Source organism: Burkholderia anthina (genome assembly GCF_902498995.1).
GTDB classification, from domain to species: domain Bacteria; phylum Pseudomonadota; class Gammaproteobacteria; order Burkholderiales; family Burkholderiaceae; genus Burkholderia; species Burkholderia anthina.
Window position 1 is genome coordinate 540,180 of record NZ_CABVLY010000001.1, and the last position, 26,145, is coordinate 566,324.

Consider the following 26,145-nt stretch of genomic DNA (forward strand, 5'->3'; position numbering starts at 1 on the left):
AATTCGAAAGGTCAAAATGAACATGCCCAGCGCGGAATTCTCCACGTCGGAACCCCTTTCCCCTCCCGATAGCGACTCCATTGGCGGCACCGTGCTCATGAAGGCACTGGCCGACGAGAACGTCGAATTCATCTGGGGCTACCCCGGCGGCTCGGTACTCTACATCTACGACGAGCTTTACAAGCAGGACAAGATTCAGCACGTGCTGGTGCGCCACGAACAGGCGGCCGTGCACGCAGCCGATGCGTATGCGCGCTCAACCGGCAACGTCGGCGTCTGTCTCGTGACGTCCGGCCCCGGTGTCACCAATGCGGTGACCGGCATCGCGACGGCCTATATGGATTCGATTCCGATGGTCGTGATCAGCGGCCAGGTGCCGACTGCCGCGATCGGCCAGGACGCATTCCAGGAATGCGATACGGTCGGCATCACGCGTCCGTGCGTGAAGCACAACTTCCTCGTGAAGGACGTGCGCGACCTCGCGGAAACCGTCAAGAAAGCGTTCTACATCGCCCGTACCGGCCGTCCCGGCCCGGTGCTGATCGACATCCCGAAAGACATCTCCAAGACGCCGTGCCAGTACGAGCCGATCAAGAACGTGTCGCTGCGTTCGTACAACCCGGTCACGAAAGGTCATTCGGGCCAGATCCGCAAGGCCGTGTCGCTGCTGCTGTCGGCGCAGCGTCCGTACATCTACACGGGCGGCGGCATCATCCTCGCCGACGCGGCACGCGAACTGAACCAGTTCGCCGACCTGCTCGGCTACCCGGTCACGAACACACTGATGGGCCTCGGCGGCTATCGCGCGTCGGACAAGAAATTCCTCGGCATGCTCGGCATGCACGGCACCTACGAAGCGAACATGGCGATGCAGCACTGTGACGTGCTGATCGCGATCGGCGCACGCTTCGACGACCGCGTGATCGGCGATCCGGCGCACTTCGCGTCGCGTCCGCGCAAGATCATCCACATCGACATCGACCCGTCGTCGATCTCGAAGCGCGTGAAGGTCGACATCCCGATCGTCGGCGACGTGAAGGAAGTGCTGAAGGAGCTGATCGAACAGCTGCAGACGGCCGAGCATGGCCCCGACACCGAGGCGCTCGCGCAATGGTGGAAGGACATCGAAGGCTGGCGCTCGAAGGACTGCCTGAAGTTCGACCGCAACAGCGAGATCATCAAGCCGCAGTACGTGGTCGAGAAGGCGTGGGAGCTGACGGACGGCAATGCGTTCGTGTGCTCGGACGTCGGCCAGCACCAGATGTGGGCGGCGCAGTTCTACCGTTTCAACAAGCCGCGTCGCTGGATCAACTCCGGCGGCCTCGGCACGATGGGCTTCGGCCTGCCGGCAGCGATGGGCGTCAAGATGGCGCACCCGGACGACGACGTGCTGTGCATCACGGGCGAAGGCTCGATCCAGATGTGCATCCAGGAACTGTCGACCTGCCTGCAGTACGACACGCCCGTGAAGATCATTTCGCTGAACAACCGCTATCTCGGCATGGTTCGCCAGTGGCAGCAGATCGAATACAGCAAGCGCTATTCGCATTCGTACATGGATGCGCTGCCTGACTTCGTGAAGCTCGCCGAAGCGTACGGCCATGTCGGCTTGCGGATCGAAAAGACTTCGGATGTGGAGCCGGCGCTGAAGGAAGCGCTGCGCCTGAAGGACCGCACCGTGTTTCTCGACTTCCAGACCGATCCGACCGAAAACGTCTGGCCGATGGTACAGGCCGGCAAAGGCATCACCGAGATGCTGCTCGGATCGGAAGATCTGTAACGGCGCGACGCGCGCCCGGCCCCGCGCGGCCGCCTTCACGAAGGGCGGTGCGGCATCGGGCGGCGCGCGGCGCGAGTGAATCGACACGGCACATTCTGGAAGAAGCGAACATGAGACACATCATTTCCGTCCTGCTGGAAAACGAACCGGGCGCGCTGTCGCGCGTGGTCGGTCTGTTTTCCGCACGCGGCTACAACATCGAAACCTTGACGGTGGCGCCGACCGAAGACCAATCGCTGTCGCGGCTCACCATCGTTTCCATTGGCTCGGACGACGTGATCGAACAGATCACGAAGCATCTGAACCGCCTGATCGAGGTGGTGAAAGTGGTGGACCTGACCGACGGTGCACACATCGAACGCGAGCTGATGCTGATCAAGGTACGTGCAGTGGGCAAGGAGCGCGAAGAAATGAAGCGGATGTCGGATATTTTCCGCGGCCGCATCATCGACGTGACCGAAAAGACCTACACGATCGAATTGACGGGCGCGAGCGACAAGCTCGACGCATTCATCCAGGGGCTGGACGCGAGCGCGATCCTGGAGACCGTGCGTACCGGCAGCTCCGGCATCGGACGCGGCGAGCGCATCCTGAAGGTGTGATGCCGAAAAGGCACGCCGGGTGCGCCGTCATGTCCCGGCCCGCAGTACCCAATCCGAACGAATTGTTGAATTTTTGAATTAGCGAAGGAACCATCATGAACGTTTTCTACGACAAAGACGCTGACCTCTCCCTCATCAAGGGCAAGCAAGTCACGATCATCGGCTACGGCTCGCAAGGCCATGCACACGCACTGAACCTGAAGGACAGCGGCGTGAACGTGACGGTCGGCCTTCGCAAGGGCGGCGCGTCGTGGAGCAAGGCCGAGAACGCAGGCCTGTCGGTCAAGGAAGTCGCGGAAGCGGTGAAGGGCGCAGACGTCGTCATGATGCTGCTGCCGGACGAGCAGATCGCCGACGTGTACGCGAAGGAAGTGCACGCGAACATCAAGCAGGGCGCGGCGCTGGCATTCGCACACGGCTTCAACGTCCACTACGGTGCGGTGATCCCGCGCGCCGACCTCGACGTGATCATGATCGCGCCGAAGGCTCCGGGCCACACCGTGCGCGGCACGTACTCGCAAGGTGGCGGCGTGCCGCACCTGATCGCGGTTGCGCAGAACAAGTCGGGCGCGGCACGCGACATCGCGTTGTCGTACGCGGCAGCGAACGGCGGCGGCCGTGCCGGCATCATCGAAACGAACTTCCGTGAAGAGACCGAAACCGACCTGTTCGGCGAGCAGGCCGTGCTGTGCGGCGGTACCGTCGAGCTGATCAAGGCTGGTTTCGAGACGCTGGTCGAAGCGGGCTACGCGCCGGAAATGGCGTACTTCGAGTGCCTGCACGAGCTGAAGCTGATCGTCGACCTGATCTACGAAGGCGGCATCGCGAACATGAACTACTCGATCTCGAACAACGCCGAGTACGGCGAGTACGTGACGGGCCCGCGCATCGTCACGGAAGAGACGAAGAAGGCGATGAAGCAGTGCCTGACCGACATCCAGACGGGCGAGTACGCCAAGAGCTTCATCCTCGAGAACAAGGCGGGTGCCCCGACGCTGCAGTCGCGCCGCCGCCTGACGGCCGAGCACCAGATCGAGCAGGTCGGTGCGAAGCTGCGCGCGATGATGCCGTGGATCGCGAAGAACAAGCTCGTCGACCAGACGAAGAACTAAGCATCGCGAGCTGTTCCGGCCCTTCGAGTGGAGGGTCGGTATCAAAAAGCCGCCCGAAGGCAGCAGTGCCCCGGGCGGCTTTTGCTATCCTACGGGCTTTGCAATTCACCGAACACCGAACGAACCCATGAACTATCCTCATCCGATCATCGCGCGCGAAGGCTGGCCGTTCATCGCGATCGCAGCCGTCCTCGCGTTGTTGATCCACGCCGTCGGGGGCTTCGGCTTCGCGTGGCCGTTCTGGCTGCTGCTCGTCTTCGTCGTCCAGTTCTTCCGCGATCCGCAGCGCCCGATCCCGGCGCAGCCGAACGCGGTGCTGTGCCCGGCGGACGGCCGCATCGTCGCGGTCGAGACCACGCAGGACCCGTACGCGAATCGCGAAGCGCTGAAGATCAGCGTGTTCATGAATGTCTTCAACGTTCATTCGCAGCGTTCGCCGGTCGATGGCGCGATCTCCAAGGTCGAGTACTTCCCGGGCGCGTTCCTGAACGCGGCGATCGACAAGGCGTCGACCGAGAACGAGCGCAATGCGGTCGTGATCCAGACGGCGAGCGGCAAGACCGTCACCGCCGTGCAGATCGCCGGCCTCGTTGCCCGCCGGATCCTCTGCTACGTGCGCGCGGGCGAACCGCTGTCGCGCGGCCAGCGCTACGGTTTCATCCGCTTCGGCTCGCGCGTCGACGTGTACCTGCCGCTCGGCAGCCGCGCGAAGGTGTCGATCGGCGAGAAGGTCTACGCATCGTCGACGATCCTCGCCGAGCTCGAACAGTAAGCGGCGGACGCACGATGGCCGCATTCAAACCGCGCCGGCCGCGCAACGGCGCCAACCAGACTCCGCGCCCGTTCCGCCGCAACAAGGTGATGGCGCCCGATCCGCTGCCCAGCGAAAGCCGCCGTGCCGCGCGCCAGCGGTTCCTGAAGACGCGCGGCATCTACCTGCTGCCGAACGCGTTCACGACCGCCGCGCTGTTCTGCGGTTTCTTCGCGGTTGTGCAGGCGATGAACGTGCGTTTCGAGATCGCCGCGATCGCGATCTTCGTCGCGATGGTGCTCGACGGAATGGACGGGCGCGTCGCGCGGATGACGCATACGCAAAGCGCATTCGGCGAGCAGTTCGACAGCCTGTCGGACATGGTGTCGTTCGGCGTCGCGCCCGCGCTCGTGATGTACGAGTGGGTGCTGAAGGATCTCGGCCGCTGGGGCTGGCTTGCCGCGTTCGTCTACTGCTCGGGCGCCGCGCTGCGCCTCGCGCGCTTCAATACGAACATCGGCGTCGTCGACAAGCGCTTCTTCCAGGGGCTGCCGAGCCCGGCCGCCGCCGCGCTGATCGCCGGCTTCGTGTGGCTCGCGACCGACAACCGCGTGCCGATGAAGCTCGGCTGGCTGCCGTGGGTCGCGTTCGTGCTGACGATCTATGCGGGCGTGACGATGGTGTCGAACGCGCCGTTCTACAGCGGCAAGGCGCTCGACGTGCGGCACCGCGTGCCGTTCGCGGCGATCCTGCTGGTCGTCGTCGCGTTCGTGCTCGTATCGTCCGATCCGCCGTTGATGCTGTTCTGCCTGTTCGTGCTGTACGGGCTGTCCGGCTACGTGTTCTGGGCCTACATGGCCGTGCGAGGGCGCGCGAACCCCGCGCGATCGTCGCAGCGCGATCACTGACGCGCAACCTGCTCCCGCAACGGCGGCCCCGGTTTCGAGGCCGCCGTTTTCATTTGCCCCTTTTTTGAATGACGCAGCGCGGCATCCCGGGTGTCGTCCGATTGCGCACCCGGCGGAATGTCGCTATAGTCTTCGGCATGACTGCATCTTCCCGCCTCTCCCTCCTTCTAGCCGGTGCGCCGCTACGCGCGCTAGCTTTGGCGCGCCTGCCGCGCTGACCGTTCTCGCCCTCCGTCAAGCCTCGTCTGTTGTTGAGCGTCGCCAGCGGTGGCGCGATCTCATTACGTTTGATTTCCGTATAAAGAGCCCTGGAGCCCCCCATGACAGACAAGCTGATCATTTTCGATACGACGTTGCGTGACGGCGAACAATCGCCCGGTGCGTCGATGACGAAGGAAGAGAAAATCCGCATCGCGAAGCATCTCGAGCGGATGAAGGTCGACGTGATCGAGGCAGGCTTCGCGGCCAGCTCGAACGGCGACTTCGACGCGATCCACACGATCGCCGGTCTCGTGAAGGACAGCACGATCTGTTCGCTGGCGCGCGCCAACGACAAGGACATCCAGCGCGCGGCCGACGCGCTGAAGCCGGCCAACAGCTCCCGGATCCACACGTTCATCGCGACGTCGCCGCTGCACATGGAGAAGAAGCTGCGGATGACGCCCGACCAGGTGTTCGAGCAGGCGCGCCTCGCGGTGCGCTTCGCGCGCAAGTTCACCGACAACGTCGAATTCTCGCCCGAAGACGGCAGCCGCTCGGATCTCGACTTCCTGTGCCGCGTGCTGGAAGCGGTGATCGCCGAAGGCGCGACGACGATCAACATCGCCGACACGGTCGGCTACGGCGTGCCGGAACTCTACGGCAACCTCGTGAAGACGCTGCGCGAACGCATTCCGAACTCGGACAAGGCGATCTTCTCCGTGCATTGCCACAACGACCTCGGGATGGCGGTGGCGAACTCGCTCGCCGGCGTGAAGATCGGCGGCGCACGCCAGATCGAGTGCACGATCAACGGTCTCGGCGAGCGCGCGGGCAATACGTCACTCGAAGAAATCGTGATGGCCGTGAAGACGCGCAAGGACTACTTCGGCCTCGACGTCGGCATCGACACGACGCAGATCGTGCCGACGTCGAAGCTCGTGTCGCAGATCACCGGTTTCGTCGTGCAGCCGAACAAGGCCGTGGTTGGTGCGAACGCATTCGCACACGCGTCGGGCATCCATCAGGACGGCGTGCTGAAGGCGCGCGACACCTACGAGATCATGCGCGCGGAAGACGTGGGCTGGACCGCGAACAAGATCGTGCTCGGCAAGCTGTCGGGCCGCAACGCGTTCAAGCAGCGCCTGCAGGAGCTCGGCGTGTCGCTCGACAGCGAAGCCGAACTGAACGCCGCATTCATGCGCTTCAAGGATCTCGCCGACCGCAAGGCCGAGATCTTCGACGAGGACATCATTGCGATCGTCTCCGAAGAGTCGGCGCTGGCGCAGGAGCAGGAGCACTTCAAGTTCGTGTCGCTGTCGCAGCGTTCGGAAACCGGCGAGCAGCCGCACGCGAAGGTCGTGTTCGCGGTCGAGGGCAAGGAAGTGACCGGCGAGGCACGCGGCAACGGTCCGGTCGATGCGACGCTGAACGCGATCGAGAGCGAAGTCGGCAGCGGTTCCGAACTGCTGCTGTACTCGGTGAACGCGATCACGACCGGCACGCAGGCGCAGGGCGAAGTGACCGTCCGGCTGTCGAAGAGCGGCCGGATCGTCAACGGCGTCGGCACCGATCCGGACATCGTCGCGGCTTCCGCGAAGGCGTACATCGCCGCGCTGAACAAGCTGCACTCGAAGGACGACAAGCTCAACCCGCAGCGTTCATAACCTGCGCGTCGGGCGCCGAACGCCTGAAACGCCCCGTGCGGCCTTGCGCCGCCCGGGGCGTTTTTTCATGTGCCGCTCATTCCGCGGCCGGCGCGCGGAGCAGCCGGCGGCGCGCGGCCGGGCGCGGCGCCGGGCGGCGGCGGCGGAATTCGACCGTGATGGCGCGCCGCGGCGCATCGGCGACGAATGCGTCGATCAGCTCCAGCACGTCGTGATCGATGTAGTCGGCGCGCGTCGCGTCGATGATCACGGCCGCACGGTCCGGAATGTGCCGCAGGTGATGCTTGACCTGCACCTTGCCGACGAACGAGACGTCCTTGCGGAACGACAGCAGGAAGTGATCGTCATGCTGTGCGAGCGTGACGGGGCTCTTCAGGTTCGCGACCGCGATCGCCAGCACGCTGCACGCGAGGCCGAGTGCGATGCCGAACAGCAGGTCGACCGCGAGCACGCCCGCAATCGTCGCGGCGAACGGCACGAACGCGGCCGGACCCTGCTTCAGCACCGAGCGGAACAGCGCCGGTTTCGCGAGCTTGAAGCCGGTGTGGATCAGGATCGCCGCGAGGCTCGCGAGCGGGATCAGGTTGATCAGGCCGGTGAGCGCGAACACGCTGGCAAGCAGCAGCACCCCGTGCACGATCGCCGACATCCGGCTTTGCGCCCCCGCATTCACGTTGACCGAGCTGCGCACGATCACCGACGTGATCGGCAGCCCGCCGACCGCACCCGCGACGAGGTTGCCGACACCCTGTGCCTTCAGCTCGCGATCCGGCTGGGTCGGCCGGCGCTTCGGGTCGATCTGTTCGACCGCTTCCAGGCTCAGCAGCGTCTCGAGGCTCGCGACTACCGCAATCGTGATCGCGACGCGCCACACGTCCGGGTTCACGAGCTGCCCGAAGTTCGGGCCGAGCTCCGCGTGCTTGAGCGATGCGGCGAGCGCCGCGAACGATTCGAGTTCGGGCAGTGTCACGCGATGCGCGGCGCCCGGCGCGACCGACGGCGCGATCGCGCCGAGCAGCAGCGTCGCGCCGATGCCGAACAAGACGACCGCAAGCGGCGCGGGAACCGCGCGGGCCCATGCGAAGCGCTTGAGCGCCGGCGTGTCCCATGCGGCGAGCAGCGCGACGGACACGAGCGCGATGACCGTGGCCGCCCATGCGGTCGGCAGGCCCGGCCATGACGCAAACGATTGCGCGGCCGCGCCGCCGATACCGAATGCGAACGGAATCTGCTTCACGATCAGCAACAGGCCGATCGCGGCAAGCATGCCCTTGATGACGGGCGACGGCACGTAGGCGGCGAAGCGGCCGGCGCGCAGCATGCCGAAGCCGAACTGGAGGACGCCGGACAGCAGTACCGCGAGCAGGAATGCGGAGAAGCTGCCGAGTTGTGCGATCCCTTCGACGACGATCACGACGAGGCCGGCCGCCGGCCCGCTCACGGACAGCGACGAGCCGCTCAGCAGCGCGACGACGATTCCGCCGACGATGCCGGACACCAGCCCGGCGAACGGCTCGACGCCGGATGCATTGGCGATGCCGAGACATAGCGGCAGCGCGACGAGGAAAACGACGATGCCGGCGACGATGTCGCGCGGCAGAGTGGACAGGCGCTCGTTCAGTTTCATGGTTAGGGCGTTTTCATGGGCGTTGGGGTAGGGCGCGGGTCAGCCGAATGCGACGGCCGTGGCGGTGTGCTGTGGTTCGGCCGCGACCGGCGGCGCCGTGTAGCCGGAATCGAGCTCCGTCAGGCGGCCGTCGGCGACGGAGAAGATCCAGCCGTGCACGAGGGGCGGTCGGGGGCGGCCCTGCACGATCGGCGACGCACGCAGCAGCTTCACTTGTTCGAGCACGTTCAGCTCCGCGAGGCGGTCGGCCGCCGCCGCGTCGTCGAGCCCGCCGAGCGTGTCGCGATGGCGCCGCGCAAGCGCGCGGAGCGGCGCGATGCGGCGGGCGACGTGCGGCAGGTCGGTCGGCGGCGGCAGCAGCGATGCGCGTACGCCGCCGCAGCCGTAGTGGCCGCACACGATCACGTGATCGACCTCGAGCGCGCGCACCGCGTACTCGAGCACGCTTGCGGCGTTGTCGTCGTCGGGATGGAACAGGTTCGCGATGTTGCGATGGACGAACAGTTCGCCCGGCGCGCAGTGCGTGATGGTTTCGGCCGGCACGCGGCTGTCGGCGCAGCCGATCCACAGCACGCGCGGATTCTGGCCGCGCGCGAGTGCGTCGAAGAAGCCGGGCGTGTGTTCGCGCGTCTCGCGGGCCCAGGCGATGTTGGCGACCAGCATGCTCTTGGGGCGATTCATGAGGAATCCTTTTAAATTGGGATAGACAACGCACACTCGAAATGGCGCCGCCGAATCCTTTCGGAATTGAAAGGTCTATTCCGACCGATATTAGGGGTATGCCCTAGCACTCGGTGCCACAGATACAAATTGTTTCAAATAGGAATGTCGAGGTGCGCCGCATGCATCCATGCACCGAATGACATGCATTGCGCATGCTGGTTTCCCTTCCGGTAAGGGATTCCGCTCGACGACATCGCGACAGCGAGTCGATCGGAAAGGATTGCCGATCTCTTTTCCGGATCAACCGGATAGGGCGGAAAAATGAAATGGCCATTCACGTGTTTATTCGTGAATGGCCATCGGGAAATTGCGCGGAAATTGCGTAATCGTTCAGAACAGATTGCGGCGGTCGGGGTCGTGCAGCGGGTCCGGTGTTTTCTGCGTGATGCGCAGGATGCCCTGCGGATCGAAGTAGAAGCTGTACATCATGTACCAGACGTTGTCTTCCAGATACCGGTAGGTCCACACTTCGCGCTTCATCAGCGGGAAGTAGGAAGTCTCGACCGGCCGGCCGAAATTGACGAGCACGTCGGTCTTCGTCCATTTGCCGATCTCCGCGCGATAGAACTCGCTCGGCTGCAGGACCTGGCGCACGTTGACGATCTTGTGGGCTGCGTCGACGTCGGCCGCGACGGTGGTCTCGCCCATCGGCTGGGTCGGCCACATCAGGCGCTTGCCGCCGCCGGGCAGATCGTAGATCTCGCGCGGCGGGCCCATGCGTGCGACGATCGCCGACTCGTCCTGACCGGCCTGGTATTGCTGCCACGGTTGCGCGCAACCGGCGAGCAGCGCCGCCGCACTGGCGACCAGCACCGGCAGGCGCACGGGAATGCGAATGCGCATGGGATCCTCCAGAACTCTCTGACAGTTCCGTTGTATCACGGACGGCGCGCGCCGGCGCATCGCGCCGAAAAAACCGGTGCGGGATCGCCGCCGGCGTGTCGTGTCTCGCCATGCTTGCGGGCGACGGGGCCGGCGGCCTATGATCCGCGCTTCTCGACCGGATTGAAGGGCAGGTAGCCGATGCAGCTGTGGAAGCGGTGTGCGCTCGCGTTGAGCGTGGGGTGGATGCTGGCGTCGTCCGCGTACGCGACGGGCGAGCCGGTGCGGATCGCGCTGGTCGAAGGCATGTCCGGCCCGTTCGCGAACGCGGGCGCGGCCGTCGAGCGCAACCTGCGCTTCGGTGTCGAACAGGTCAACGCGGCGGGTGGCGTGAAGCTGCGCGATGGCGCGCATCCGCTGGAGCTGGTCGTGCTCGACAGCAAGGGCAGCCCGGAAGAAGCGCTCGTCCAGTTGCGCGTGGCCGCGGACCGGCACATCGGATTCGTCGCGCAGGGCAACAGTTCGGCGGTCGCGGCGGCACTCGTCGCGGCGCTCGACAAGCTGAACGCGCGCAATCCCGACAGCCGGATGCTGTTCCTCAACTATTCGGCCGACGATCCGGCGCTGACCGGCGCGCATTGCAGCTTCTGGCATTTCCGTTTCGACGCGCACGCGGGGATGCGGATGGCCGCGCTGGCCGACGTGATGGCGCGCGATCGTACGTTGCACAAGGTTTATCTGCTGAACCAGGACTACAGCTTCGGCCACGACGTCAGCGCGCTGGCGCGGCAGGCGCTGGCCGGGCGGCGTCCCGACGTGACGATCGCCGGCGACGAATTTCATCCGATCGGCCGGATCAAGGATTTCTCGCCGTATATCGCGAAGATCCGCGCGAGCGGCGCGGACGCGGTCGTGACCGGCAACTGGGGCAACGATCTCACGCTGCTCGTGAAGGCCGCGCGCGAGCAGGGGCTCAACGCAAAGTTCTATACGTTCTACGGCAACAGCCTCGGCGCGCCGGCCGCGCTCGGCGACGCGGGCGTCGGGCGGGTGGTGGCCGTCGCGGACTGGCATCCGAACGCGGGCGGCGCGAAGTCTGACGCGTTCTACCGTGCGTTCCGGACCCGTTTCCCGGCACCGCAGGACGACTACCCGGTGCGCCGCATGAGCCTGATGGTCGAGATGCTCGCGGCCGCGATGAATCGGGCCGGCTCGGCCGACCCCGTCGCGGTGGCGCGCGCGCTGGAGGGGCTGTCGTTCGACGACGGTTTCCATGCGTCCGCCATGCGCGCGCAGGATCACCAGCTGATCCAGCCCCTTTACGTGATGGAAATGGACAAGGTCGGCACGCCCGGCGTGCGCTTCGACAACGAGGGCTCCGGCTACGGTTTCCGGACGGTTCTCGCGGTGCCCGCGCAGCGCACGCAGATGCCGTCGACCTGTTCGATGACGCGCCCGTGACAGGGGGCGGTAGGAACGGCGTGCAGTTGTGCTACAATGCCCGCCGGTTGTAAGTCACGGCACGGCCATTCTTCCGTGTCCGCCTGTTAGCTAGCAAGTAGGAAACAAAGGAAATCACATGTCTGTTGCAGATATCAAGAAGTCGGAAGTCGTTGCTCAGTTCGCCCGCGGTACCAACGACACGGGTTCGCCCGAAGTCCAGGTCGCACTGCTGACCGCACGTATCGTCGAACTGACGGGTCACTTCAAGACCCACGCGAAGGACCACCACAGCCGCCGCGGCCTGCTGCGCATGGTGAGCCGCCGCCGCAAGCTGCTCGACTACCTCAAGGGCAAGGATGCCGACCGTTACCGCGCACTGATCGAGAAGCTGGGTCTGCGTAAGTAATCGAGGCGATTGCCGCCAGCAAGATGCCTGTGTCAGTCCGCTGATGCAGGCATTTTGTTTTTGCGCGGTGCGTAGCGTCACGCGCACCGCAGGTCGTTCGGCACGTGGATGCCGGGCTGCCGGAACGGCTGATGCCGGGGTCGGGATTTGTGTCATTCCAGCGCGCTGCTCTTCGAGCGACGCACTGGAATGGCATAAAAAACACACCTTGCTCTGGTGATTCAGTCGGGACGCCGCCGCGCGGGATGGCCCGGGCGGCGAATGAAATGAATGAATTCAAAGGAGCAACCATGTCCATGTTCAACAAGGTCGTGAAGGAATTCCAGTGGGGCCAGCACAAGGTGCGCCTCGAAACCGGTGAAGTCGCCCGTCAGGCGAGCGGTGCCGTGATCGTCGACGTGGAAGATACCGTCGTGCTGGCAACCGTCGTCGGCGCGAAGTCGGCGAAGCCGGGTCAGGATTTCTTCCCGCTGACCGTCGACTACCTCGAAAAGACCTACTCGGCCGGCAAGATCCCGGGCGGCTTCTTCCGTCGCGAAGGCCGTCCGTCGGAGCACGAGACGCTGACGTCGCGCCTGATCGACCGTCCGCTGCGTCCGCTGTTCCCGGAAGGCTTCTACAACGAAGTGCAGGTCGTGATCCACGTGCTGTCCGTGAACCCGGAAATCCCGGCGGACATCCCCGCGCTGATCGGTGCATCGGCTGCGCTCGCCGTGTCGGGCCTGCCGTTCAACGGCCCGGTCGGTGCCGCGCGCGTCGCCTACATCGACAACGCCTACGTGCTGAACCCGACGCGTGACCAGATCAAGGCATCGAGCCTCGACCTCGTCGTCGCCGGTACGGAGCGCGCGGTGCTGATGGTCGAATCGGAAGCCGATCAACTGCCGGAAGACGTGATGCTCGGCGCGGTCGTGTTCGGTCACGAGCAAATGCAGACGGCGATCGACGCGATCCACGAACTCGTGCGCGAAGGCGGCAAGCCCGAGTGGGACTGGCAGCCGGCGCCGAAGAACGAGGCGCTGATCGCACGCGTGACGGAACTGGCGCAGAACGACCTGCTCGCGGCTTACCAGCTGCGCGACAAGCAGGCGCGTTCGACGAAGCTGAAGGAAGTCTACGCGGCGACCTCGGCGAAGCTCGAGGAAGACGCGCTGGCGGCCGGCACGGTCGCGGCCGACAAGGCCACCGTCGGCAACGTCCTGTTCGACATCGAAGCGAAGATCGTCCGTTCGCAGATCCTGAACGGCGAGCCGCGTATCGACGGTCGCGACACGCGCACCGTGCGTCCGATCGAGATCCGCACCGGCGTGCTGCCGCGCACCCACGGTTCGGCGCTGTTCACGCGTGGCGAAACGCAGGCGCTCGTCGTCGCGACGCTCGGCACGAAGGGTGACGAGCAGATCATCGACGCACTCGAAGGCGAATACCGCGAGCGCTTCATGCTCCACTACAACATGCCCCCGTTCGCGACCGGCGAAACGGGTCGCGTCGGCTCGCCGAAGCGCCGCGAAATCGGCCACGGCCGCCTCGCGAAGCGCGCGCTGGTCAAGTGCCTGCCGAGCGCCGACGAATTCGGCTACTCGATCCGCGTCGTGTCGGAAATCACCGAATCGAACGGTTCGTCGTCGATGGCCTCGGTGTGCGGCGGCTGCCTCGCGCTGATGGACGCCGGCGTGCCGATGAAGGCACACGTCGCGGGTATCGCGATGGGCCTGATCCTCGAAGGCAACAAGTTCGCGGTGCTGACCGACATCCTCGGCGACGAAGATCACCTCGGCGACATGGACTTCAAGGTGGCCGGCACGGAACAAGGCGTGACGGCACTGCAGATGGACATCAAGATCCAGGGCATCACGAAGGAAATCATGCAGGTCGCGCTCGCGCAGGCGAAGGAAGGCCGCATGCACATCCTCGGCAAGATGACGTCGGCGGTCGCGGGTGCGAACACGCAGCTGTCGGAATTCGCGCCGCGCATGATCACGGTCAAGATCAACCCGGAAAAGATCCGCGACGTGATCGGCAAGGGCGGTTCGGTGATCCGCGCGCTGACCGAAGAAACCGGCACGACCATCGACATCTCGGACGACGGCGTCGTGACGATCGCGAGCACGAACAGCGAAGGCATGGCCGAAGCGAAGAAGCGCATCGAGCAAATCACGGCCGAGATCGAAGTCGGCCAGGTATACGAAGGCACGGTGCTCAAGCTGCTCGATTTCGGTGCGATCGTGAACCTGCTGCCGGGCAAGGACGGCCTGCTGCACATCTCGGAAATCGTCAACGAGCGCGTGAAGGACATCAACGACTACCTGAAGGAAGGTCAACAGGTCAAGGTCAAGGTGATCCAGACGGACGAGAAGGGGCGTGTGCGTCTGTCGGCCAAGGCGCTGCTGAACGAAGCCGCTGCCGCGTCGCAGTCGGATACGCCGCCGCAGCAGTAAGCGGACAGGCGTGAAAACGGCCGGCAGTGCGAAAGCGTGCCGGCCGTTTTTTCTGTAGCATCGTTGTGCGGCGCAGCAGCGCCGGCGAGCGGCCCGTGCGGCGTACGGGCCCGTCCCCGATTCCGATCCTGGAGGCCACCATGAAAGCCATCGAAATCACCGAATTCGGCGCCCCCGACGTGCTGAAGCTCGCGGAGCGTCCGCGCCCCGAACCGAAGCGCGGCGAGGTGCTGATCAAGGTGACGGCTTCCGGCGTGAACCGGCCGGACGTATTCCAGCGCAAGGGCGCGTATGCGCCGCCGCCGGGTGCGTCGGACCTGCCCGGGCTCGAAGTGGCGGGCGAGATCGTCGGCGGCGACTTGTCGGATGTCGCGTCGAATCCGTTCGGCCTGAAGCTCGGCGATCGCGTCTGTGCGCTGCTCGCGGGCGGCGGCTATGCCGAGTATGCGGTGGCGCCGCTGCCGCAATGCCTGCCGGTGCCCGACGGGCTCACCGACATCGAAGCCGCATCGCTGCCCGAGACGTTCTTCACGGTGTGGAGCAACGTGTTCGATCGCGCGCAACTGGGTGCGGCCGAGGGCGGCGGGCAGGAAACGCTGCTTGTGCAGGGCGGCTCGAGCGGGATCGGCGTGACGGCGATCCAGATTGCGCACGCGCTTGGTTTTCGCGTGTTCGCGACGGCCGGCAATGCCGACAAATGCCGCGCATGCGAGGCGCTCGGCGCCGAACGTGCGATCGACTACAAGACCGAGGATTTCGTCGGGGTCGTGAAGTCGCTGACGCACGATCGCGGCGTCGACGTGATCCTCGACATGGTGGCGGGCTCGTATGTGCCGCGCGAATTGTCCGCGCTTGCGGACGGCGGCCGGCTCGTGCTGATCGCGCTGCTCGGCGGCGCGAAGGCCGAGGTGAACCTCAACGAGATCCTGCGCCGCCGGCTGACGGTGACGGGCTCGACGCTGCGCCCGCGTCCGGTCGAGTTCAAGGCGCGCATCGCTGCGCAGTTGAAGGCGCGCGTGTGGCCGCTGATCGCCGAGGGGCGCATCAAGCCGGTCATCTACCGCGTGCTGCCGGCCGGCGAGGCCGCGCAGGCGCATGCGCTGATGGAAAGCGGCGAGCACATCGGCAAGATCGTGCTCGATTGGGGCGCGAACGTGTGAGGGCCCGCGCAGCGGGCTTGACATGCGCGGTTTGACCGGTTCAAGTCGCGCGCAGTAAAATCGCGGGTTTGCTTCGCCAGATCCAACCTGACGGCCGGTTACCGGCGCGTTGATGACAAGATAGTGACGAGACAGACACGATGTCGAAACAAAGAACGAAGCGAGTGATCGGCAACTGGAAGATGCATGGCCGACTGGCCGGCAACCAGGCATTGCTGAACGAAGTGGTGCAGGGTGCGGGCGCGGTGGTGGCTGAAACGTCGATCGGCGTGTGCGTGCCGTTCCCTTACCTCGCGCAGGTTCAGGCGCAGCTCGGCGATGGCCGTGTCGCGTTCGGCGCGCAGGACGTGTCCGCGCACGAGCAGGGCGCGTTCACGGGCGAAGTGGCGGCCGCCATGGTTGCGGAGTTCGGCGCGCAGTATGCGATCGTCGGTCACTCGGAGCGTCGCGCGTATCACGGCGAGCGCAACGAGACGGTTGCAGCGAAGACGCAGCGCGCGCTCGCGGCAGGCCTTACGCCCGTCGTGTGCGTCGGCGAAACGCTCGACGAGCGCGAAGCGGGCGCGACCGAGCAGGTGGTCGGTGCGCAGCTCGACGCCGTGCTGGCCGTGTTGACGGCTGACGAATCGGCGCGCATCGTCGTCGCGTACGAGCCGGTCTGGGCGATCGGCACGGGCAAGAGCGCGACGTCGGCGCAGGCGCAGGACGTGCACGCATTCCTGCGTGCGCGTCTCGCGACGAAGGGCGCGGCGGACGTGTCCGTGCTGTACGGCGGCAGCGTGAAGCCGGACAACGCGGAAGAGCTGTTCGCGCAGCCGGACATCGACGGCGGCCTGATCGGCGGCGCGTCGCTGAAGGCGGAAGATTTCCTGGCGATCTGCCGGGCTGCACGTTGAGCGGCTCGGGATCGAATTGAACCATGATGGCGGCCGGTCGGTCCGGTCGCCTGATCCAATCGGGTGGGTGTGATGCTGTTATTCAAGACGCTGATTATTGTCGTGCAGGTACTGTCTGCACTCGGTGTGATTGGTCTCGTGCTGCTGCAGCACGGCAAGGGCGCCGACATGGGCGCCGCATTCGGCAGCGGCGCGTCGGGTAGCCTGTTCGGTGCGACCGGCTCGGCGAACTTCCTGTCGCGCACGACGGCCGTGCTCGCGACGGTCTTCTTCGTTGCGACGCTCACGCTGACGTATCTCGGCTCGTACAAGTCGACGCCGTCGGCGGGCGTGCTGGGCGGGGTCGCGACCGCACCCGCATCGGCGCCTGCTGCGTCGGCGCCGGCTGTTGCTGCGTCCGCCGCGACGGCTTCGGCCGCGAGCGCGCCGGGCCAGGATGTTCCGAAATAAAAAACTGAAATATTTGCCGTTGTGCGTTGAACAATTTTGAAAGTCAGGTTAGAATTTAATTCTTGAAGCGATTCGCGGGAAACAGGCAGTACGACCCGAGTTGCATGCAGTGCCGACGTGGTGAAATTGGTAGACACGCTATCTTGAGGGGGTAGTGGCGAAAGCTGTGCGAGTTCGAGTCTCGCCGTCGGCACCAAAGTTACTCAATGCCAGCCGCTTCCGAGTGGCTGGCATTTTTCATTTCTGGGGTGTGTCTTGCGATTGTCTTGTGATTGCAGGCACTCCGAAATGATTCCTTTCTCCGGAAGTGGTATTCTCCGGACGCTCAGAACTAACCGATAGAGGATTGCCTTGAACCTCGCAGCCTATTACCCCGTCTTGTTGTTCCTCCTCGTGGGCACTGGTTTAGGTATAGCGCTGATCAGCATCGGCAAGCTTCTTGGTCCCAACAAGCCGGACGTCGAGAAGAACGCACCGTACGAGTGCGGCTTCGAAGCCTTTGAAGACGCCCGGATGAAATTCGACGTCCGGTACTACCTCGTCGCCATCCTGTTCATCATCTTCGATCTCGAAACCGCATTTCTGTTTCCGTGGGGCGTTGCGCTGCGGGACATCGGCTGGCCCGGTTTCATCGCAATGATGATTTTCCTGCTCGAATTCCTGTTGGGCTTTGCCTACATCTGGAAGAAGGGCGGCCTCGACTGGGAGTGATGGGCTAATCGCCGGTTTGCATGGGCGGCCACGCTGGGTCGCCCGTCTGGAGTGGAAAGCAAATGAGTATCGAAGGGGTCTTGAAGGAAGGGTTTGTCACCACGACGGCTGACAAGCTGATCAACTGGACGCGTACCGGCTCGCTGTGGCCGATGACGTTCGGGCTCGCGTGTTGCGCCGTCGAGATGATGCATGCGGGCGCGGCCCGTTATGACCTGGACCGGTTCGGTGTCGTGTTCCGTCCGAGCCCGCGTCAGTCCGACGTGATGATCGTTGCCGGCACGCTCTGCAACAAGATGGCGCCGGCACTGCGCCGCGTGTATGACCAGATGGCCGAGCCGCGCTGGGTGATCTCGATGGGGTCGTGCGCGAATGGCGGCGGCTACTACCACTACTCGTACTCGGTGGTCCGCGGCTGTGACCGGATCGTGCCGGTCGACGTCTACGTGCCGGGTTGTCCGCCCACTGCCGAGGCGCTCGTCTACGGCGTGATCCAGCTTCAGGCGAAGATCCGCCGCACCAGCACCATCGCCCGTCAATAAAGCCCCCGAGCGTCCCCTCAATATGGCAAGCAAAATCGAGACCCTCAAGGCAAACCTCGAAGCCGCGCTCGGCGCGCGCGTGGTGAGCCTCACCGAAGCGATCGGTGAACTGACGCTCGTCGTGAAGGCGAGTGATTACCTCGAAGTCGCAAAGACGCTGCGCGACGATCCGAAGCTCCGTTTCGAGCAGCTGATCGACCTCTGCGGCGTGGACTACCAGACCTACGGCGACGGCGCCTACGACGGCCCGCGTTTTGCCGCCGTGTCGCAGCTGCTGTCGGTCACGAACAATTGGCGCCTGCGCCTTCGCGTATTCGCGCCGGACGACGATCTGCCGATCGTGGCATCGGTCGTCGACATCTGGACCTCCGCAAACTGGTACGAGCGCGAAGCGTTCGACCTGTACGGCCTGGTGTTCGAAGGGCACCCCGATCTGCGCCGCATCCTTACCGACTACGGCTTCATCGGTCACCCGTTCCGCAAGGACTTCCCGGTGTCGGGCTACGTCGAAATGCGTTACGACCCGGAAGAGAAGCGGGTGGTCTACCAGCCGGTGACGATCGAGCCGCGCGAAATCACGCCGCGCGTGATCCGCGAGGATCGCTATGGCGGTCTGAAACATTAAGGGGGCGTCATGGCAGAAATCAAGAACTACACCCTCAACTTCGGCCCGCAACACCCGGCGGCGCACGGCGTGCTGCGCCTGGTGCTCGAGCTCGACGGCGAAGTCATCCAGCGCGCCGATCCGCACATCGGCCTGCTGCACCGCGCGACTGAAAAGCTCGCGGAAAACAAGACCTTCATCCAGTCCGTGCCGTACATGGATCGTCTCGACTACGTGTCGATGATGATCAACGAGCACGGTTACGTGCTCGCGATCGAACGTCTGCTCGGCATCGAAGTGCCGGAGCGCGCGCAGTACATCCGCGTGCTGTTCGACGAGATCACGCGCGTGCTGAACCACCTGATGTGGATCGGCGCTCACGGACTCGACGTCGGCGCGATGGCGGTGTTCCTGTACGCATTCCGCGAGCGCGAAGACCTGATGGACGTGTACGAAGCGGTGTCCGGCGCACGGATGCACGCGGCGTACTACCGTCCGGGCGGCGTCTATCGCGACCTGCCTGACGCAATGCCGCAATACAAGGCGTCGAAGATTCGCAACGAGAAGGCGCTCGCGAAGATGAACGAAGCGCGCAGCGGCTCGGTGCTCGACTTCATCGACGACTTCTTCACGCGCTTCCCGAAGTGCATCGACGAATACGAAACGCTGCTGACCGACAACCGGATCTGGAAACAGCGTCTGGTCGGGATCGGCGTCGTCAGCCCGGAACGTGCGCTGCAGATGGGCATGACCGGCCCGATGCTGCGCGGCTCGGGTATCGCGTGGGATCTGCGCAAGAAGCAGCCGTACGAAGTGTACGATCGCATGGATTTCGATGTGCCGGTCGGCGTGAACGGCGATTGCTACGACCGCTATCTGGTGCGCGTCGAAGAAATGCGCCAGTCTGTCCGTATCGCGAAACAGTGTATTGAGTGGCTCCGCAAGAATCCGGGCCCGGTGATGACCGACAATCACAAGATTGCGCCGCCGTCGCGCGTCGGCATGAAGACCAACATGGAAGACTTGATTCACCACTTCAAGCTCTTCACCGAAGGTTTTCACGTGCCGGAAGGCGAAGCGTACGCGGCAGTCGAGCATCCGAAGGGCGAATTCGGCATCTACCTCGTGTCGGATGGTGCCAACAAGCCGTATCGCCTCAAGATTCGCGCACCGGGCTTCGCGCATCTCGCGTCGCTCGACGAAATGGCGCGCGGTCACATGATTGCCGACGCCGTCACGATCATCGGTACGCAGGACATCGTGTTCGGCGAAATCGATCGCTAATGGTTGCGCCGCCTGCGCGAGCGGGCGGCGAGCAGTCAGTCACACGCGATGCGCGCTGAACCGGCGCGGCTTCGCAAGCTGTCAACAGTGAGCGCCAGGTCTGCCGTGCATGCACCGCAGTGCGGCAGGTTGTTCGTTCGGTAGGAATTGAAAGAGTCGTGTCTGAAAATGATCTCAGCTGAAGGCCTGAAAGAAATCGATCGAGCGTTGACGAAGTATCCCGCCGATCAGAAACAGTCCGCCGTGATGTCGGCGTTGGCCGTTGCTCAGGAAGAGCACGGCTGGCTGTCGCCCGAACTGATGCAGTTCGTCGCGAACTATCTCGGCATGCCGGCCGTCGCGGTGCAGGAAGTCGCGACGTTCTACACGATGTACGAGCTCAAACCGGTCGGCAAGCACAAGATCACGCTCTGCACGAACCTCCCGTGCCAGCTGGGCCCGCACGGTGGCGCCGAAGCGACGGCCGACTACCTGAAACAGAAGCTGGGCATCGACTTCGGCGAGACCACGCCCGATGGCAAGTTCACGCTGAAGGAAGGCGAATGCATGGGCTCGTGCGGCGATGCGCCGGTGCTGCTGGTGAACAATCACAGAATGTGCAGCTTCATGAGCCGCGAGAAGATCGACCAGCTGCTTGAGGAGCTTTCGAAATGACGTCCCTCCACGACCGTCACATCAAACCGCTGATCCTCGCTGGTCTGAACGGCGAGAACTGGCACCTCGAAGACTACGTTGCGCGCGGCGGCTACAAGCAGCTGCGCCGCATTCTCGAAGAAAAGATCACGCCCGAGCAGGTGATTGCCGACGTGAAGGCGTCGGGCCTGCGTGGCCGCGGCGGTGCGGGCTTCCCGACCGGCCTGAAGTGGAGCTTCATGCCGCGTCAGTTCCCGGGGCAGAAGTATCTCGTCTGCAACTCGGACGAAGGCGAGCCGGGCACGTTCAAGGATCGCGACATCCTGCGCTGGAACCCGCATGCGCTGATCGAAGGCATGGCCATCGGCGCGTACGCGATGGGCATCACCGTCGGCTACAACTACATCCACGGCGAAATCTTCGAAGTGTATCGACGCTTCGAGGCAGCGCTCGAGGAAGCGCGCGCCGCGGGTTTCCTCGGCGACAACATCATGGGCTCGGAATTCTCGTTCCAGCTGCACGCGCACCACGGTTACGGCGCGTACATCTGCGGCGAGGAAACGGCACTGCTCGAGTCGCTCGAAGGCAAGAAGGGCCAGCCGCGCTTCAAGCCGCCGTTCCCGGCGAGCTTCGGCGTGTACGGCAAGCCGACCACGATCAACAACACCGAGACGTTTGCCGCGGTGCCGTTCCTGCTGTCCATCGGGCCGCAGAATTACCTCGAGATCGGCAAGCCGAACAACGGCGGCACGAAGATTTTCTCGGTCTCGGGCGACGTCGAGCGTCCGGGCAACTACGAAGTGCCGCTCGGCACGCCGTTCGCGACGCTGATGGAGCTCGCCGGCGGGATGCGCGGCGGTCGCAAGATCAAGGCCGTGATTCCGGGCGGCTCGTCGGCGCCGGTGATTCCGGGCGAGATGATGATGCAGACCGATCTCGATTACGACTCGATCGCGAAGGCGGGCTCGATGCTCGGTTCCGGCGCGGTGATCGTGATGGACGAGACGCGCTGCATGGTGCGTTCGCTGCTGCGTCTGTCGTACTTCTACTACGAGGAATCGTGCGGCCAGTGCACGCCGTGCCGTGAAGGCACCGGCTGGCTGTATCGCGTCGTGAATCGTATCGAGCACGGCGAAGGTCGCCAGGAAGATCTGGACCTGCTGAATTCGGTTGCGGAGAACATCATGGGCCGCACGATCTGCGCGCTCGGCGACGCAGCGGCGATGCCGGTGCGCGGGATGCTCAAGCACTACTGGGACGAATTCGCATACCACGTCGAGCACAAGCATTGCATGGTCGGCGGTCACGCACACGCGGCAGCGGCCTGAAGCGAAGCACCGGGTTGCGGAATTTGAGCGCACGGTCGGGCCAAGGCGCGAGCGGGCGAAAATAGGTTAAGGACCATTCACCATCATGGTTGAACTTGAAATAGACGGCAAGAAGGTCGAGGTGCCCGAAGGCAGCATGGTGATCCAGGCTGCACACAAGGCTGATACGTACATTCCTCACTTCTGCTATCACAAGAAACTGTCGGTTGCGGCCAACTGCCGGATGTGTCTTGTCGAAGTCGAGAAGATGCCGAAGGCCGTGCCTGCCTGCGCGACGCCCGTGTCGGCCGGCATGATCGTCCGCACGCAGTCCGAGAAGGCCGTGAAGGGTCAGCAGGCGGTGATGGAATTCCTCCTCATCAACCACCCGCTCGACTGCCCGATCTGCGATCAGGGCGGTGAATGCCAGCTGCAGGATCTGGCGGTCGGCTACGGCAAGTCGTCGTCGCGCTACTCGGAAGAAAAGCGCGTGGTGTTCCACAAGAACGTCGGCCCGCTGATCTCGATGGAAGAAATGTCGCGTTGCATCCACTGCACGCGCTGCGTCCGCTTCGGCCAGGAAATCGCCGGCGTGATGGAGCTCGGCATGCTGGGCCGCGGCGAGCACTCGGAAATCACGACGTTCGTCGGCAAGACGGTCGATTCCGAACTGTCGGGCAACATGATCGACCTGTGCCCGGTCGGCGCGCTGACCAGCAAGCCGTTCCGCTACAGCGCCCGTACGTGGGAACTGTCGCGCCGCAAGTCGGTGAGCGCGCACGATTCCGTCGGCGCGAACCTCGTCGTGCAGGTGAAGAACAACCGCGTGATGCGCGTGCTGCCGTTCGAGAACGAAGCGATCAACGAATGCTGGATCTCGGACAAGGATCGTTTCTCGTACGAAGGCCTGAACAGCGAAGAGCGCCTGACCAAGCCGATGCTGAAGCAGGGCGGCCAGTGGATCGAAACCGACTGGCAGACCGCGCTCGAATACGTCGCGAAGGGGCTGAAGGGTATCGCCGCGGATCACGGCGCGAACGCGCTGGCGATGCTCGCAAGCGCGCACAGCACCGCCGAAGAGCTGTTCCTCGTGAAGCAGCTCGCCAACGAACTGAAGACGCCGAACGTCGACTTCCGTCTGCGTCAGCAGGATTTCTCGGCACCGGTCCAGGGCGCACCGTGGCTCGGCATGCCGATCGCCGACCTGTCGAACGTGGATGCCGCGTTCATCGTCGGGTCGTTCCTGCGCCGCGACCATCCGCTGTTCGCCGCACGCCTGCGTCAGGCCGCGAAGAACGGCGCGCAGTTGCATTTCCTGCATGCGACCGCCGACGACTCGCTGATCCGTACCGCGAAGCGCATCGTCGCCGCGCCGTCGGCATGGCTCGACGAACTCGCTGGCATCGCTGCGGCCGTCGCGCAACTGCGCGGCGTCGCGCTGCCCGACACGCTCGCGGGCGTCACGGCATCGCCGGCCGCCCAGGCTGTCGCACAGTCGCTCGCGAACGGCGAGCGCCGCGCGGTGCTGCTCGGCAACGTGGCCGTCCGTCATCCGGAATTCGCGAAGCTGCATGCCGTTGCACAGTGGATCGCCGAGAACACCGGCGCTACGTTCGGCTTCCTGACGGAAGCGGCGAACACGGTCGGCGCGCACGTCGTCGGCGCACTGCCGGGCGAAGGCGGCCTGAACGCACGCGAAGCGTTCGCGCAGCCGCGCAAGGGCTACGTGCTGCTGAACGTCGAACCGGAATTCGACACGGCCGATCCGGCGCAGGCGCTTGCCGCGCTGAACCAGGCTGAAATGGTCGTCGTGATGTCGCCGTTCAAGCACGGCCTCGATTACGCGGACGTCGTGCTGCCGATCGCTCCGTTCACGGAAACGGCCGGTACGTACGTGAACGCCGAAGGCTCGGTGCAGAGCTTCAACGGCGTCGTGCGCCCGCTCGGCGACACGCGTCCGGCGTGGAAGGTGCTGCGCGTGCTTGGCAGTCTCCTCGGCCTGCCGAACTTCGAATACGAGACCGCGGAAGAAGTGCGTCTTGCCGCGCTCGGCGATGCCGGCGTCGCGGGCAGCCTGTCGAACAAGACGTCGGTCGCGCCGGTGCGCGTTGCGGCGAATGCCGCGAACGGCAGCTTCGAGCGTCTCGCCGATGTGCCGATCTATCATGCCGACGCACTCGTGCGCCGCGCGGGTGCGCTGCACCTGACGGCTGCCGCGAAGGCGGCGAACGTCGCAGCCCTGCCGGCCGCGCTGTTCGACAAGCTGGGCTTGAAGGAAGGCGACGCGGTGCGCGTGCGCCAGGGCGAGCGTGCGGTGCAGTTGCCGGCCGTGCGCGACGCGAATCTTGCGGAGACGGTCGTTCGCGTGTCGGCGGCAACGCCTGCCGGCGCAGCGCTCGGCAGCCTGTTCGGTGAACTGGTGGTGGAGAAGGCGTAAATGAGCTTGTTCGATACGATCAACGCGGGCGGGGCCCAGCTTCTCGGCTTCGCGTGGCCGACGGTGTGGGCACTCGTGCGCATCCTCGTCGTCGCCGTCGTCATCCTGCTGTGCGTCGCGTACCTGATTCTGTGGGAACGCAAGCTGATTGGCTGGATGCACGTGCGTCTCGGCCCGAACCGCGTCGGCCCCGGCGGCTTGTTGCAGCCGATCGCCGACGTGCTGAAGCTGCTGCTGAAGGAAGTCATTCAGCCGAGCGCCGCCAGCCGCTGGCTCTACCTGGTCGCGCCGATCATGACCGTCGTGCCGGCGTTTGCCGTGTGGGCAGTGATCCCGTTCCAGGCCGAAGCCGTGCTCGCGAACGTGAACGCCGGCCTGCTGTATGCGATGGCGATCTCGTCGATCGGCGTCTACGCGGTGATTCTCGCCGGCTGGGCGTCGAACTCGAAGTACGCGTTCCTCGGTGCGATGCGCGCAGCAGCCCAGATGGTTTCGTACGAAATCTCGATGGGCTTCGCACTGGTGCTCGTGCTGATGACGGCAGGCAGCCTGAACCTGTCGGAAATCGTCGGCTCGCAACAGCACGGCTTCTTCGCCGGCCACGGCGTGAACTTCCTGTCGTGGAACTGGCTGCCGCTGCTGCCGGCGTTCGTCGTCTACTTCGTGTCGGGCATCGCCGAAACGAACCGTCACCCGTTCGACGTGGTGGAAGGCGAGTCGGAAATCGTCGCGGGTCACATGATCGATTACTCGGGTATGGCGTTCGCGCTGTTCTTCCTCGCCGAGTACATCAACATGATCGTGATCTCGGCGCTGGCCGCGACGCTGTTCCTCGGCGGCTGGGATGCGCCGTTCGAATTCCTGTCGTTCATTCCGGGCATCTTCTGGCTGGTGCTGAAGGTATTCGCGCTGCTGTCGGTGTTCATCTGGGTTCGCGCGACGTTCCCGCGCTACCGTTACGACCAGATCATGCGCCTGGGCTGGAAGGTGTTCCTGCCCGTCACGGTGATCTGGGTGGTCGTGGTCGGCTTCTGGATGATGTCGCCGCTCAACATCTGGGTGAAGTAAAGATCGGACGAAATCATGACGGCAATCCAACACTTCTTTAAGACCTTCTTCCTGACGGAGCTGCTGAAGGGGCTCGCGCTGACCGGCCGTTACACGTTCCGGCGCAAGTTCACCGTGCAGTTCCCGGAAGAGAAGACCCCGATTTCGCCGCGTTTCCGCGGGCTGCATGCACTGCGCCGCTACGAGAACGGCGAAGAGCGCTGCATCGCGTGCAAGCTCTGCGAGGCCGTGTGCCCCGCACTGGCGATCACGATCGAATCGGAAACGCGCGCGGACAATACGCGCCGCACGACGCGCTACGACATCGACCTGACGAAGTGCATCTTCTGCGGTTTCTGCGAAGAGAGCTGCCCGGTCGATTCGATCGTCGAGACGCAGATTCTCGAGTACCACGGCGAAAAGCGCGGCGACCTGTATTTCACGAAGGAAATGCTGCTCGCAGTGGGCGATCGTTACGAGAAGGACATCGCAGCGGCGAAGGCTGCCGACGCGCCGTATCGTTGATTGTGTTTGCAGTGCCGGCCCGGCATCAACGGGCCAGCCGCCGCGACGGGTGCGGGCGTCCCGCAAGCCGCG

The 26,145-nt window shown here is 64.5% G+C and carries 24 protein-coding genes and 1 tRNA gene; 22 read left to right on the forward strand and 3 right to left on the reverse strand.

The genetic code is table 11. The features are described from left to right. Positions 1–16: 16 nt before the first annotated feature. The 6 genes from BME24068_RS02590 to BME24068_RS02615 all read left to right on the forward strand — a co-directional run bounded on the left by BME24068_RS02590 (position 17) and on the right by BME24068_RS02615 (position 7,018). Complete coding sequence (locus BME24068_RS02590) at positions 17–1,780, forward strand: acetolactate synthase 3 catalytic subunit (protein WP_096507634.1); 1,764 nt, start codon at positions 17–19, stop codon at positions 1,778–1,780. 110 nt (positions 1,781–1,890) lie between these two features. Continuing rightward, a complete protein-coding gene (ilvN, locus tag BME24068_RS02595; protein WP_006750445.1) occupies positions 1,891–2,382 on the forward strand; it encodes an acetolactate synthase small subunit in 492 nt (163 codons plus the stop codon). Between the two features lie 95 nt (positions 2,383–2,477). Continuing rightward, entirely contained in the window at positions 2,478–3,494 is a 1,017-nt protein-coding gene (gene ilvC, locus BME24068_RS02600; protein WP_006491032.1) for a ketol-acid reductoisomerase, read from the forward strand. Between the two features lie 127 nt (positions 3,495–3,621). Continuing rightward, positions 3,622–4,266: a phosphatidylserine decarboxylase gene (locus tag BME24068_RS02605; RefSeq protein ID WP_096507632.1), complete on the forward strand. Its 645-nt coding sequence runs from the start codon at positions 3,622–3,624 to the stop codon at positions 4,264–4,266. 14 nt (positions 4,267–4,280) lie between these two features. Continuing rightward, complete coding sequence (gene pssA / locus BME24068_RS02610; protein ID WP_096507631.1) at positions 4,281–5,153, forward strand: CDP-diacylglycerol--serine O-phosphatidyltransferase; 873 nt, start codon at positions 4,281–4,283, stop codon at positions 5,151–5,153. Between the two features lie 320 nt (positions 5,154–5,473). Further along, positions 5,474–7,018, forward strand: coding sequence for a 2-isopropylmalate synthase (locus BME24068_RS02615; protein ID WP_096507630.1), 1,545 nt, complete (start codon positions 5,474–5,476; stop codon positions 7,016–7,018). 76 nt (positions 7,019–7,094) lie between these two features. On the opposite strand, the gene BME24068_RS02620 is transcribed toward BME24068_RS02615, so the two are convergent. The 3 genes from BME24068_RS02620 to BME24068_RS02630 all read right to left on the reverse strand — a co-directional run bounded on the left by BME24068_RS02620 (position 7,095) and on the right by BME24068_RS02630 (position 10,211). Further along, positions 7,095–8,645 carry a SulP family inorganic anion transporter gene (locus BME24068_RS02620; RefSeq protein ID WP_174925057.1) on the reverse strand — a complete coding sequence of 517 codons (1,551 nt, stop codon included), beginning with the start codon at positions 8,643–8,645 and terminating at the stop codon, positions 7,095–7,097. 39 nt (positions 8,646–8,684) lie between these two features. Then, positions 8,685–9,326 (reverse strand): carbonic anhydrase, encoded by a 642-nt coding sequence (locus tag BME24068_RS02625; protein WP_096507628.1) that lies wholly within the window; start codon positions 9,324–9,326, stop codon positions 8,685–8,687. A 372-nt stretch (positions 9,327–9,698) separates the two neighbouring features. Continuing rightward, entirely contained in the window at positions 9,699–10,211 is a 513-nt protein-coding gene (locus tag BME24068_RS02630; protein WP_096507627.1) for a hypothetical protein, read from the reverse strand. Positions 10,212–10,391: 180 nt separating this feature from the next. Here BME24068_RS02630 and BME24068_RS02635 point away from each other — a divergent pair, with 180 nt between their 5' ends. The 16 genes from BME24068_RS02635 to nuoI all read left to right on the forward strand — a co-directional run bounded on the left by BME24068_RS02635 (position 10,392) and on the right by nuoI (position 26,073). After that, positions 10,392–11,651: a branched-chain amino acid ABC transporter substrate-binding protein gene (locus BME24068_RS02635; protein ID WP_174925058.1), complete on the forward strand. Its 1,260-nt coding sequence runs from the start codon at positions 10,392–10,394 to the stop codon at positions 11,649–11,651. Between the two features lie 118 nt (positions 11,652–11,769). After that, on the forward strand, positions 11,770–12,039 hold the full coding sequence (gene rpsO, locus BME24068_RS02640; protein WP_006398792.1) for a 30S ribosomal protein S15: 270 nt from the start codon (positions 11,770–11,772) through the stop codon (positions 12,037–12,039). 290 nt (positions 12,040–12,329) lie between these two features. Then, complete coding sequence (gene pnp, locus BME24068_RS02645; protein ID WP_096507625.1) at positions 12,330–14,477, forward strand: polyribonucleotide nucleotidyltransferase; 2,148 nt, start codon at positions 12,330–12,332, stop codon at positions 14,475–14,477. Positions 14,478–14,617: 140 nt separating this feature from the next. Continuing rightward, entirely contained in the window at positions 14,618–15,637 is a 1,020-nt protein-coding gene (locus BME24068_RS02650; protein WP_174925059.1) for an NAD(P)H-quinone oxidoreductase, read from the forward strand. Between the two features lie 140 nt (positions 15,638–15,777). Further along, complete coding sequence (gene tpiA / locus BME24068_RS02655; RefSeq protein ID WP_174925060.1) at positions 15,778–16,533, forward strand: triose-phosphate isomerase; 756 nt, start codon at positions 15,778–15,780, stop codon at positions 16,531–16,533. Positions 16,534–16,605: 72 nt separating this feature from the next. Beyond that, positions 16,606–16,983, forward strand: coding sequence for a preprotein translocase subunit SecG (gene secG / locus BME24068_RS02660; protein WP_096507622.1), 378 nt, complete (start codon positions 16,606–16,608; stop codon positions 16,981–16,983). Between the two features lie 111 nt (positions 16,984–17,094). Beyond that, a tRNA-Leu gene (locus BME24068_RS02665) sits at positions 17,095–17,179 on the forward strand. 155 nt (positions 17,180–17,334) lie between these two features. Continuing rightward, positions 17,335–17,694, forward strand: coding sequence for an NADH-quinone oxidoreductase subunit A (locus BME24068_RS02670; RefSeq protein ID WP_096507621.1), 360 nt, complete (start codon positions 17,335–17,337; stop codon positions 17,692–17,694). Positions 17,695–17,756: 62 nt separating this feature from the next. Continuing rightward, complete coding sequence (locus BME24068_RS02675; RefSeq protein ID WP_004186402.1) at positions 17,757–18,236, forward strand: NuoB/complex I 20 kDa subunit family protein; 480 nt, start codon at positions 17,757–17,759, stop codon at positions 18,234–18,236. A gap of 22 nt (positions 18,237–18,258) precedes the next feature. Next, positions 18,259–18,861 (forward strand): NADH-quinone oxidoreductase subunit C, encoded by a 603-nt coding sequence (locus BME24068_RS02680; protein WP_096507619.1) that lies wholly within the window; start codon positions 18,259–18,261, stop codon positions 18,859–18,861. Positions 18,862–18,870: 9 nt separating this feature from the next. After that, positions 18,871–20,124 carry an NADH-quinone oxidoreductase subunit D gene (locus BME24068_RS02685; protein WP_096507618.1) on the forward strand — a complete coding sequence of 418 codons (1,254 nt, stop codon included), beginning with the start codon at positions 18,871–18,873 and terminating at the stop codon, positions 20,122–20,124. 168 nt (positions 20,125–20,292) lie between these two features. Continuing rightward, positions 20,293–20,778 carry an NADH-quinone oxidoreductase subunit NuoE gene (gene nuoE / locus BME24068_RS02690; RefSeq protein WP_096507617.1) on the forward strand — a complete coding sequence of 162 codons (486 nt, stop codon included), beginning with the start codon at positions 20,293–20,295 and terminating at the stop codon, positions 20,776–20,778. After that, positions 20,775–22,085, forward strand: a complete 1,311-nt coding sequence (gene nuoF, locus BME24068_RS02695; RefSeq protein ID WP_096507616.1) for an NADH-quinone oxidoreductase subunit NuoF — start codon at positions 20,775–20,777, stop codon at positions 22,083–22,085. Before nuoE ends, nuoF begins: the two co-directional genes overlap by 4 nt. 85 nt (positions 22,086–22,170) lie before the next feature. Beyond that, positions 22,171–24,501 (forward strand): NADH-quinone oxidoreductase subunit NuoG, encoded by a 2,331-nt coding sequence (gene nuoG / locus BME24068_RS02700; protein ID WP_174925061.1) that lies wholly within the window; start codon positions 22,171–22,173, stop codon positions 24,499–24,501. Next, on the forward strand, positions 24,502–25,569 hold the full coding sequence (nuoH, locus tag BME24068_RS02705) for an NADH-quinone oxidoreductase subunit NuoH (RefSeq protein WP_096507614.1): 1,068 nt from the start codon (positions 24,502–24,504) through the stop codon (positions 25,567–25,569). 15 nt (positions 25,570–25,584) lie between these two features. Continuing rightward, positions 25,585–26,073 (forward strand): NADH-quinone oxidoreductase subunit NuoI, encoded by a 489-nt coding sequence (nuoI, locus tag BME24068_RS02710; RefSeq protein ID WP_006398806.1) that lies wholly within the window; start codon positions 25,585–25,587, stop codon positions 26,071–26,073. Positions 26,074–26,145 lie beyond the last annotated feature (72 nt).